Origin of the sequence: Desulfosediminicola flagellatus (genome assembly GCF_005116655.2) — a bacterium.
GTDB classification, from domain to species: domain Bacteria; phylum Desulfobacterota; class Desulfobulbia; order Desulfobulbales; family Desulfocapsaceae; genus Desulfopila; species Desulfopila flagellata.
This window is the reverse complement of record NZ_CP050698.1, coordinates 1,575,036-1,586,642: the sequence shown is the minus strand read 5'-3', so window position 1 is coordinate 1,586,642 and position 11,607 is coordinate 1,575,036. Positions and strand designations below refer to the sequence as shown.

The following is an 11,607-nucleotide window of genomic DNA, read 5'->3' as shown; positions in this document are numbered from 1 at the left end:
ACGCATCCTTTAAAGTTCTTTCTTGAACCCCCAGTTGAACCTGCGATATTATGCAGGCTCAACTGCTTTTCTGGGCTTTCCCTTTAAAGGATTGGGGCCGAGAGCCAGAATATGCTCGGTCATCTCCTGAGCATATTTAGCAAAGGTCGGTCCTTCTCCCGAAGACAGGTTATACATCCTGACACGGTCGCCTTCGATGCCGATTTCTTCGAGCAGTTCATGGATATGCTCGACACGCTCCCGGCACCTCAAGTTTCCCTCATTATAATGACAGTTACCTTCAAGACAGCCGACGCAAAAAACGCCGTCGGCACCTTCCTGAAAGCATCTGAGCAGATACATCACATCCACTTTACCTGTGCATGGTACGCGGAGTATTTTTATATTTGTTGGGTACGTCAGTCTCATCGAACCTGCCAGGTCCGCAGCTGAATACCCTCAATAGTCACAACAAAATGCCACAATAGTCGGTTTGAAATCAGCCATTATATTTCCTCCAGCAGGGTTTCAATCTCGCAGGTGATCTGGTCGTCTTCGTAATTGTTGAGGTTGATGGTCTGTCTCGGGCAGACACATGCACAAACACCACAACCCTGACAGAGAGCCGGATCGATCTTAATCTCTCCTGCAGCCACATCAAACTGCGGAACCTCAAACGGACATGACCGGACACAGGTCAGACACTTCACACATTGCTCGGGGAATACCTCCGCCTTAATTGCCGACAGCTTAATCTCATCTTTAGAGAGGAAGGTAACGGCTCTCGATGCAGCAGCGTTAGCCTGAACAATCGCTTCAGAGATCAATTGCGGGCCGTGTGCAGTACCACATAAGAAGACGGCGTCACTTCCCATATCAACCGGTCTCAGCTTGACATGCGCCTCAAGGAAATACCCTTCAGGGTTGGTATTCAGTTTCATCTTGTTAACCAACTCTTCCGGACGGCTCGGCTGAACACCCGCAGATAGCGCGAGTACTTCGGCACAAATCTCTATATCCCGTTGCAGGACATGATCTTTCACCGTTATCAGCACGCCCTCATCAGAGGTTTTGACAGTCGGTGGATTGTCTTTGGCATAGCGTACAAAAAGGACTCCCTGCTTCCTGGCCTCAGTATAATAATCTTCCATCTGGCCATACATGCGCATGTCGCGATAGAGGATAAACACCTGAGTATCCGGGCTGCTCTTCTTAATTGCCAAGGCATTCTTAACAGCTGCCTGACAGCAGATCCGCGAACAATTAGGCCGCTCTTCATTACGGGAGCCGACACACTGGATCATGACGACATTATCAAGATCAGCAGCACCCTTTTCAGCCAGTCTGTCAGTGAGCTGGGTCTGAGTGAGGACGCGATCGTCTTCACCGTAGAGATATTCCTTCGGCGTGTATTCATTCGCGCCTGTGGCGACAATGATGACACCGTGCTTAATTTCCTGCGCTTCTTCCTGACCACCTGCGCGTACCGCGGTCTTGAAGTTACCCTGGAAACCTTCAAATTCAACAATCTCCGAATCTGTGATCACATTGATCTTCTCATCGGAGCTTACCTTTGTCGCAAGCTGATCGACATAGGTCTTAATATCTGCACCTTCGATTGTGTGATGCAGTTTTCTGCCCATTCCACCGAGCTCGGGCTGCTTCTCGATAAGCGTGGATTCAAACCCCTGTCTTGAGAGATCAAGTGCGGCGTTCATACCTGCAATTCCGCCACCAATTACCAGGGCGTGCTTGTTAACCGGGATGACCTTACCATGGAGCGGCTTCAACGTGACTGCACGAGCAACAGCCATACGCACCAGATCTTTGGCCTTCTCAGTTGCCAGTTCCGGACTGTCTGAATGAACCCAGGAGTCCTGATTTCTGATATTTGCCATCTCAAAAAGATATCTGTTCAGCCCGCATGCTTCCAGAGTTTCCATAAACATCGGGGCATGGGTTTTAGGGCTGCAGGATGCGACAACTACACGATTCAATCGTTCTTCAAGAATCTTATCTTTTATCTTTGCCTGCGTATCCTGACTACAGGTGAACAGGTTATTATCGGTAAAGACGACACCCGGCAGCGTTGCCGAATAATCCTGTACTGCTGGCACATCAACAACACCGGCAATGTTAGAGCCGCAATTACAGACAAAGACGCCTACCCGCGGTTCCTGTCCTGAGATATCTATCTCTTCGGGCACTTCAAGAACCTTTGTATCAGTTCCCCGCGCCTCAGCTATCAGGCAACCGGCAAGACCTGCCGCCGCACTGGCTTCAGTAACCGATGCCGGGATATCCTTTGGCCCCTGAAAGGTGCCGCAGGCGAAAATTCCCGGTCTCGTAGATTCGAGAGGATTAAACGGTTTACTCTCTAAGAATTTGTTTTTATTAACAGCAATGCCGAGTTTATCTGCTAACTCCAGAGTTTCTTTTGGAACTTCTAAGCCGACCGAGAGTACGAGCATATCGAACTCTTCTTCCATGATCGCGCCGTTCTCATCGGCAAAACGTAGAATGAGATTTTGGTTCTCACGATTTTCCGTCACCGAATGGACCCTGGACTTTACAAAACGGATTCCTTCACGGTCCCGTGCACGGTCATAATACATCTCGTAGTCTTTACCAAACGAGCGGATATCCATATAGAATATGGCGGCGTCGAGATCTTCGGTGGCATGTTCCTTGGCTATCATTGCATCTTTCATCGCGTACATACAACAGACGGAGGAGCAATAGGAGTTGCCGCATTTATTATTATCTCGTGAACCGATACACTGGAGCCAGGCGACTTTCTTTGGTTCCTTGTGATCCGATGGCCGAACCAGATGACCCATTGTTGGTCCGCCAGAGCTGAGCAATCGCTCGAACTCAAGGCTCGTCATAACGTTTGGATTTTGTTTATACAAATACAGATCGGAAAGCGGAGTCGGATCGTAGGGTTTAGCACCTGTGGCGAGAACCACAGAGCCTACGGTGAGATCCTTATCAACTGCAACCATATCGTGATCGATTGCACCTGCCAGACAGGCGTCCAGGCACTGATAACATTCCGAACAGATACCACAGCTCATACATCGTGTTGATTCGCGTCTCGCCTGCTCCTCGTTATAGCCGCTTGCAACTTCAAGGAAGTTACCGGCGCGATCCTTCGGTGCAAGAGCTTTAGCCTTGATGCGCTCAATGATGCCTTCGCCTTCAATGGCAGGTCGCACATATTCCCAGACCTTGTCGCGATCTTCCCTGAGATCCATATTGTTGATATAACGATGGATAGAAATAGCTGCTTCTTTACCACAGGCAACGGCGTCTACAACCGATTTTGGACCGTAGAAGGCATCACCACCAGCAAATACCCAGTCGATCGGGGTTTGCAGAGTTACAGAATCAGCTTCGAGACCACCAGGCCGTGAAATAGCGATTCCCTGATCTTTGATGCCATCCATATTGGCACTCTGACCGATAGCAACGATGACCGTATCACAATTAAAGATCTCGCAGACACTCTCGTCATACTCAGGATTAAAACGTCCATTCTCATCAAAAACGTTCTTACAGCTCTTGAATTCGATACCTGCAATACGGTTCGCATCCTTGTCTATATGAAAATTATGAGGACCAAAACTATTGACGATTTTAATGTCGTCTTCCAGGGCTTCTATAATCTCATATTCCCAGGCGGGCATTTCCTCGCGGCGCTCAAGACAAATCAGCGTCACATTCTCGGCTCCAAGACGTTTTGCAGTTTGGGCAACATCAACAGCAACGTTACCACCACCTACGACAACAACCTCTTTACCGACTTCAATCTTTGTGCCCTTAGAGGCTTCCCGCAGAAAATCAACGCCCTGCAAAACCCCTTCCATCTCCTCGTTTTCGATGCCGAGATTTCTACCGCTATGTAATCCTATTGCGATGAACACCGCTGAATAGCCATCCATTTTCAGGCTCTCAAGGGTGATGTCTGTACCAAAGGTAACTCCGCACTTGAGCTCGGCACCCATATCCTGAACAACCTTGATTTCGCCTGCGAGGATGTCGCGTGGCAAACGATATTCAGGAATGCCGTATCGCATCATACCGCCAGGTTCATCAAGTTTTTCAAAGATGGTGACCTGATAGCCTTGCTTGAGCAATTCACATGCAGCGGTTACGCCTGCAGGACCTGAACCGATTACCGCAACCCTCTCGTCACGTTTTTCAGCCTTGATTTCAGGAAGGTAAAATTCACCCTTCTCAAGTTCATAATCGCTTAGGAAGCGATGCAGCTCACGGACGTTAAGGGGTTGATCCACCTGGGCACGTGTACACTCGCCTTCACAGGGGTGATGACAGACGCGGCCGCAGATTCCCGGGAACGGGTGCTCTTCCTTGAAAAGTTTTAAAGCCTCGTCATACCTGCCGTCATTAATCAGAGCAACAAAGCCCTGGATGCTGACATGGGCAGGACAGGTGGCCTTACACGGGGCAGTTCCCTCTTTGTTTATTCCGAATCCACCAGGAATAGCCTGCGGATACTGTTTGTAGATTGCTTTGCGAAAATCGAGTTTTTCGTTGTACTCGTTTGGGCGGGAAACCGGACAAACCTTTGCACACTCGCCACAGCTCGTGCACTTTGTCAGGTCTACATATCGGGGGTTCTGATGAATTTTAGCGGAAAAGTTTCCAGGCTCGCCTTCGATGCCCAGAAGCTCAGTGTTCGTCAATAGCTCGATATTGAGATGCCGGCCGACCTCGACCAGTTTAGGTGAGATTACTCACATTGCACAGTCGTTGGTCGGAAAGGTCTTATCAAGCTGCGACATTACTCCGCCGATAGCGGAGGATTTTTCAACAAGGTAAACATAATAGCCAGACTCAGCCAGATCAAGCGATGCCTGCATGCCTGAAATACCTGCTCCTACAACCATAACCGATCCACTCATCTTGTGCGTCTCAAATCCCATGATGACTCCTTCAGTGCTGATGGTTAAGTATTCGTGTACCTATTACATGTTACTTTCAGCTGCAGCTAACCACCTACGAAGCATCACCCGGTTTCGAAGATAGACATACTGCAGAGAGGAACCTCCTTGCGTGTTTACACGGTATTTATAATTACAATGGTCTGATAAAATATTGTTTTGCAGACAGCTTTAACTCTGATTTCTCACCAGTCGCGGTTGTCAGAAATCCGCGAAGCGAAGCATTAAACCACAGCATCCCCTGTTTCTTTCTTCAGTAACAGTGACAACGCCATAAGCTCAGCTTCCCTTGGTAAACATTGATTTCAATCGGTTAGTTGACTGACCAAACCCAATGTATTAAAAAAATCAATACGTTACTCTGGACTGCACAATACTCATGCTAAATTTTGGTGAAAAGTAGGTCTGCCCAACCATTGTCCTTCGATATCAGTGTTAGATCCTATCTGTTCCACGCTGTCATATCAACATTTTTTATGCCTTTCTTCATTAATATATTGCAGCTAGGGGTACAACAAAAGTTGTGGAGAATTAGTAATTTGATCTTTTGAAAGAGGTATAAACACGTCGAGTAATGGTTATCAGTCCAATAAATTCAACTAGAAAATATACTGATGCAGAAAAGGGGAAATGGAGCGAAAAAAGAAAAAAAAGTGTATTTTAACGGGGAAGTTTTTTTTGTTTGTTTCCTGACAATATCTGTCATGCTTTTGATACTGTTTTTTTTCTCACGCGCAACACAACTCCGGTCTAAATTGTAATAATGCCGGAGTTGGTGCACCTCAGACCGTATACTTTATGTTTCAGCCTTCATGCTGAATTGCTCAATGGCCATCAATCGGAGTGATTGCCACCAACGATTCGTGGAAGGTTGGTCCCGCCGCAATATCCGTAGTTTTCTGAGAAGTAAGATCGTTAATCCCAGCCGGGCAACTCGCAGTCTGCCAGAAGATCCCCTCAGCCACTATTAACCCCTGACGTGTATCTTCAGTTACTTTTGCCACACGGTTCACTCCACCACGATGGTTGTAAATCTTCACCACACAACCATCTGTAATGTTATATATTTCAGCATCATTCGGATGAATAAGCACGGTCCCCGACTCTTCAGGATACCTCTCGCCAAACGTCGAATTAAGCAGATCAATATGAGGCGGAGTAATAAGTTGCAACGGGAAACGTGAGCAGAGATCTTTATTTGAAAACTCATCCGCTTCAAGCAGGCAGGGGATCGAAGGAGTCTGCTCATCACCCTCAACGTTAAAAGCAAAAAAAGTCTGCCAGCAATCAATCACTGACTCAGACAGTCTCTTGCGTGTTGAAGTAATCCACTCAGTCGGTTTGTCTGGTATAAACTCAAAGTTTGGGGGTAATCCCTCAATAGTTGCAATATACGCACTGAGACGATCATCCACAGTCTGCCTGAAAGGTTCATCAGTAAACCCAAGCTTTCCTGCCAAATCCTGAAAAAGTTGAAAATTACTTTTGGCCTCACCAAGAGGCTCAATCACCGAATCAACAACTCCAAACTGAAAATGACCGTAGCCCGTATAGAGATCTCTGTTTTCGAGAAAAGTGGTGGCAGGCAGCAATAGATCGGCATATCTGGCTGTTGGAGTCATCACCTGCTCATGAACCACCGTAAAAAGATCATCTCTTTCCAACCCCTTCCGAACAATAGATGCATCCGGAGCTACACAGAGCGGATTGCAATTATAGGAGATAAACATTTTCACCGGCGGCTTAAGACTGGTTAAAGCATGTCCCAGGTGGGCCATATTGATGTGTCTGGTGGGCTTCTCCATCAGCTCAGGAAAACGGAGTTTTGAACTATCCCCAGTAAACGATTTGCTAGAAAGCAGCATCCCCTTGCCATCCTGGCCATCAAGGAGCCCCAGTACCGCACCAAGAGAAGCAATAGAGCGGACACTCATTCCGCCACGACTATTTCTACTCAGGCCAATACCGATTCTAATAAAAGTCTTTGGATGCCCGGCGAGCAATTGAGCAAATTGTTCAATCCCGCTTTTCTCTACCCCGCTTAGGCGTGTAAACTCATCCCAGGGAGTAGCTCTCAGGTATTTTTCAAGCGCATCAAAACCTGTAGTCTGCTTCTCCAGCATCTGCCTGTCTATCAGCCTGCTCTCCAGTAACAGCTTGATAGCACCAAGTGCCAGCGCACCATCACCTCCCGGCTGTACCGGTATATACAGATCGGCCGACTTCACTGTGTCGTTTTTGTACGGATCAATCACCAGGAGTTTGGCACCACGCTTTCTGGCAGCCGCAACATATTGCCAGAAGTGAATATTCGTCACCTTGATATTAATACCCCAGGCAACGATAAGATCTGCATCTTCAGCGACCTCAGGCGGGCTTCCTGGCACATCGGGTAGATGCATTGCCATTCCGGCCCCTGCCGCAGCGGAACAGATAGTCTCAAGTATCCTGCTCGCTCCCAGTTTATGATACAGAGCATATCCCGCATTTTTATTTATTGCGCCCATGTTACCGGCATATTGATATGGCAGGATGGCTTCACCACCATAGGTTTCGCGCACCTCTGTCACCTTTCGGGCGAAAATTTCCAGCGCCTCGTCCCAACTAATGCGCTTAAACTTCCCCTCCCCTTTTTCACCTACCCGAAGTTGCGGGTAGAGTACCCTCTCGCTAGAATACACGCGCTCAATGTATGAACGCATTTTCCTGCAAATGTACCCTTGAGTGTAAGGATGATCGGGATCCCCCTTTAAAGAAACGACTGTGCCATTGTCAACTTTGGCAATTATGCCGCAACTATCAGGGCAATCCAGAGGACAAATTGTTTTTTTATATTCGATTCCGTTTTCCTGTTTCATATCAGGTGCCTGGTGGTTTGTATTTTTCAAGAATACGATGAAGTTTCAACAGAGTTTATGGCTTATCACGGTCTGCTTTATATTAGAGAATCAGCATAAAATGAAGATCACAGACATTGGTATTGGTAGGGCCGGTTTTGCATAACCCACCAATCTTGTCAAAGAGATTGTATGAATCATTATTGTGCAAATATTCGGTTATATCAAGCTGTTCATCCCTGCATCTCTGTAGCAGCTCGAGATTAGCAAAAGCTCCTGCAGCATCAGTCGGACCATCGTTACCGTCAGTAGAAGCAGCCAGAAAATGAATGTCTTCATAGAGGTCAGGGCATTTTTGCATCTCACGTAAAAACGCCAGTGCCATCTCCTGATTTCTGCCGCCCTTGCCTGTGCCTTGAATTGTTACAATCGGCTCCCCCCCTGAAATAATACACAGAGGCAGGTTGCCCAGCATTTTATGCTCTTTGGCATCTGCACCTATAGCTGATAAGGTCCGGGCCAGCTCTTTGGCTTCTCCGGTTAGTCGTGATGTTAGTCGAATCACGGAATATCCATGCTTTTCAGCTTCGGTGGCGGCACCGTTTAATGCCGTACGATTTGTACCAAGCAGGATATTTGCGCTCAGAGCCAGCGCGCTTGATCCAATCTTTAATGACTCAGGAATTTCTTTATTCGCCCCAGCTTTAAGGTATTGCACAACCAGTTCAGGAACGTCCTTTTCTATGTTGTAATGTTGCAATACTGAAAGCGCATCAGTAAATGTTGTCGGATCTGCCGCCGTCATGCCTGAGGCAATACTGCTTAGGTCGTCCCCCACTACATCAGATAATATGAGGTTAATAGATCGTGCCGGAGCAATTGCATCAAGCAATCGGCCACCCTTTATCCCGGAGAGATGTTTACGCACACAATTAATCTCATTAATTTCAGCTCCACAGGCCAATAGCGCCTGAGTGGTCTTTTGCTTATCTGACAAACTTAGCTGAAACGTCTGCCCATTTTTTTCAAATGAACCGGGATACGGTAATAACGCCGAACCACCTCCGGAAATGAGGTTTATAACCAGAGTTGTTTTTCCCGCATCTGCTGCCAGTTGTAAAATTTCACCTGCTCCCCGTACGCCTTCAGCATCGGGTACAGGATGACCGGCTTCAATAATCTCGACCTTTTTCAAGCTATCAGTATGACCGTATTTGACGACTACCAGCCCCTTAGTCAGCCTTTCGCCGAGCAATTCTTCCATGGCTCTTGCCATAGGTGCTGTCGCCTTCCCCGCACCAAGAATCACTATTTCAGTATAGTCATCAAGATCGATTGAAAGCTGAACATCATCACTATGAATGGACAGACAGGAGCCATCACGATGCAGCTGATCTTTAATCATCTGATAGGGATCTACTCGCAGCAGGCCTGCCCTGAAAATTTTATCCAGGATTATCATACTATCTGAATTACAGGTGTTTTCCCTGCTCATCAATCACCTCGTTTTTAATATATTCCGCTTACATGTTATGTATCCGTATCATCTCACTGAGGGATTTCTACTATATTCACAGATAATTCTCATAGGTGTTTTTATAAAAGGCACAAAAATCACCAACAATCATCTAGACTCTGCAAACTAAAATGCATGGGAAACCTCAAACTACCCAATAACTCGCTATATGCACTCTATCAGACACACACCATTCATGATTATAGCTGAATGGCCAGCGTATATACGATGAATCAATGTAGAGCATTTACTGCTCAATGGTATATTTTGCGAATTTGCATTACGCAGAATGGTTAGGAAATCTTCAGAGAAAAAAAGAGAGAAAAACGGCCGGCAGGGTGCCTGTAACCTGACTACGGTTTATCAGGCACACTTGCGGATTATACTGGTATAATTGTATGTACTTTCAACAACGAATTAATGATCTTCAGATATCGGAAACATGGTAAATACCGGCCACCATTTCAACGAATCATTAAACTGAACGACAAAGCCAAACGCATCCATTCTGGCAATATTTCCTTCAGCTTCAATTATGAGATTACTGCTGCCGCTTCGCATTTTCACTTTGACCTTTACCGGCTCGCCATGAATTAAAAAATCATCATTCTCTTCATGGGTAAAAAGGTAAAGACTATGCATCCCTATATCACGTAACTGCCCCTCAACCACTCTGCGATCTACAGTTTCGACTTTAACAGTTGCGTTACTGTTCAGCCTTAGACGTTCGCGGTCTTCAGACATTGCAACGACATGCTCAAGTTCCATGCTTATCTCCTGGTATTAATAAAAAAAACAAAACATAAGCCAATATAGAAAGTATTGAATACTACGTAGTTTCAGAAAGAAAACCAGGTAGATTTCATTTCAATACAGTGTTTATCATCCCGTTCCCTGAGATTTCACTTACCTCATTATTTTGAAAACTTTTCCCATAGATAAATGGAGTACATGGGTAAATGAGGAACGATACACCGAGACTTTCAGCATAGACTCAAACTACAATCCATTCAGCATCCCGGCACAGAATAACATCTTATTATCAATGATAAAATCCACATTTTCGGTTCTATTTTGTCACACTTAATTTGTTTCATCTGATTTGGTAAAACAAATAGCAGCCAGGTGTCCCCCCCTAATCTGCAGGAAACTTTGGTTTGATGGAGCTTCTTTCTATTAAGACAACATAGAAGAATTGCTATCAAACGCCATCCCTAACACTTATCTACCTCATAATATATTTAATGACAACAGCTTTTTCCGTGACATACCCAACATATTGAGGCATCAACTCCTGAACTGCCGACAACGCCTTAATTGTTGGTTATTTCATACGAAACTTTTTTTCACAGGATGAATTATATATCGCATACCATATACTATGTACTTCGTAGTTCCAGCCCGAAAACTACGGAGTTTTCTTAAGGGAGATCAATGCGTGTCAGTGCTGCTCTGGCATTCTTGCTGGTCTGTACAGCTATACCAGATTGGTCTTCACTGCGTAATTGAGTTAGGTGCAAAAGCACCTCGGGTAAATATTCAGGCAGGTTTCTTTCGCCCCAATGGGCTGAAGGAGGAATATCTGGACTATCTGTTTCGAGAACCAGTGCTTCAAGGGGTAATTCGCTTGCCACTTTCCGGATTTTTCGGGAACGGTCATAGGTAACTGTGCCGCAGATTCCAATCATAAAACCATGCTTAATATAATGCGTGGCCTGCTGATAACTTCCGTTAAAGGCGTGGACTATTCCTCCATTGTTGAACTTTTTTCGCCGAATGGTTGCAAGCACCTGATCATGAGCTTTTCTGACATGAAGCAAAAGCGGCAGACCAGCACTGGCGGCAATATCAATCTGCGCCTCAAAAAGTCGTTGCTGCACAGCATGGTCACTGTTTTCGACATGGTAATCAAGCCCCACCTCCCCAATGGCTACCAGTTCGCCGCTGGCTGCGAGTTTTTCAAGCTCTGCCAGATCTTCTGGTGCATGGTAATCAAGATACATGGGATGCATTCCAGATGCCGCATGCAACTCAGGGTGCTTCCTGCTCAAAGCCATAAGCCGTTGCCAGCCTTGGCGATGAACCCCTGCCAGAACAATATCACTCACACCCGCTTTGACGGCTCTATCCAGAACTGCATCAAAATCCGGAAAATGACGTTCTATATCAATATGGCAATGTGTATCAACCAGCTGCATGCTTCCCCTCAAATCCCGGTTATCAAATCTTCATTACGTGTAGGTTTAAATATGACCATTTCAACATACTCTTCTTTAGTCATATTCAACTACTATCTGAACCCATTATG

6 protein-coding genes are annotated in these 11,607 nt (G+C 46.1%); all 6 read right to left on the bottom strand.

Annotated elements, in window-relative coordinates; genetic code table 11:
• Positions 1-48: 48 nt before the first annotated feature.
• Entirely contained in the window at positions 49-486 is a 438-nt protein-coding gene (locus tag FCL46_RS06600; RefSeq protein ID WP_136805575.1) for a hydrogenase iron-sulfur subunit, read from the bottom strand.
• Positions 486-4,928, bottom strand: a complete 4,443-nt coding sequence (locus tag FCL46_RS06595) for an FAD-dependent oxidoreductase (RefSeq protein ID WP_217909574.1) — start codon at positions 4,926-4,928, stop codon at positions 486-488. Before FCL46_RS06595 ends, FCL46_RS06600 begins: the two co-directional genes overlap by 1 nt.
• A gap of 842 nt (positions 4,929-5,770) precedes the next feature.
• Positions 5,771-7,804 (bottom strand): molybdopterin-containing oxidoreductase family protein, encoded by a 2,034-nt coding sequence (locus FCL46_RS06590; RefSeq protein ID WP_136805573.1) that lies wholly within the window; start codon positions 7,802-7,804, stop codon positions 5,771-5,773.
• Between the two features lie 82 nt (positions 7,805-7,886).
• Positions 7,887-9,278: a glycerate kinase type-2 family protein gene (locus tag FCL46_RS06585; protein WP_217909573.1), complete on the bottom strand. Its 1,392-nt coding sequence runs from the start codon at positions 9,276-9,278 to the stop codon at positions 7,887-7,889.
• A gap of 438 nt (positions 9,279-9,716) precedes the next feature.
• Complete coding sequence (locus FCL46_RS06580; protein ID WP_136805572.1) at positions 9,717-10,067, bottom strand: hypothetical protein; 351 nt, start codon at positions 10,065-10,067, stop codon at positions 9,717-9,719.
• A gap of 653 nt (positions 10,068-10,720) precedes the next feature.
• Positions 10,721-11,497 (bottom strand): TatD family hydrolase, encoded by a 777-nt coding sequence (locus FCL46_RS06575; RefSeq protein ID WP_136805571.1) that lies wholly within the window; start codon positions 11,495-11,497, stop codon positions 10,721-10,723.
• Positions 11,498-11,607 lie beyond the last annotated feature (110 nt).

Bases quoted from the DNA above. Each gene is read 5' to 3' on its own strand.
- FCL46_RS06590 (WP_136805573.1), bottom strand. From the start codon at position 7,804: ATGAAACAGGAAAACGGAATCGAATATAAAAAAACAATTTGTCCTCTG.
- FCL46_RS06585 (WP_217909573.1), bottom strand. From the start codon at position 9,278: ATGAGCAGGGAAAACACCTGTAATTCAGATAGTATGATAATCCTGGAT.
- FCL46_RS06575 (WP_136805571.1), bottom strand. From the start codon at position 11,497: ATGCAGCTGGTTGATACACATTGCCATATTGATATAGAACGTCATTTT.
- FCL46_RS06580 (WP_136805572.1), bottom strand. From the start codon at position 10,067: ATGGAACTTGAGCATGTCGTTGCAATGTCTGAAGACCGCGAACGTCTA.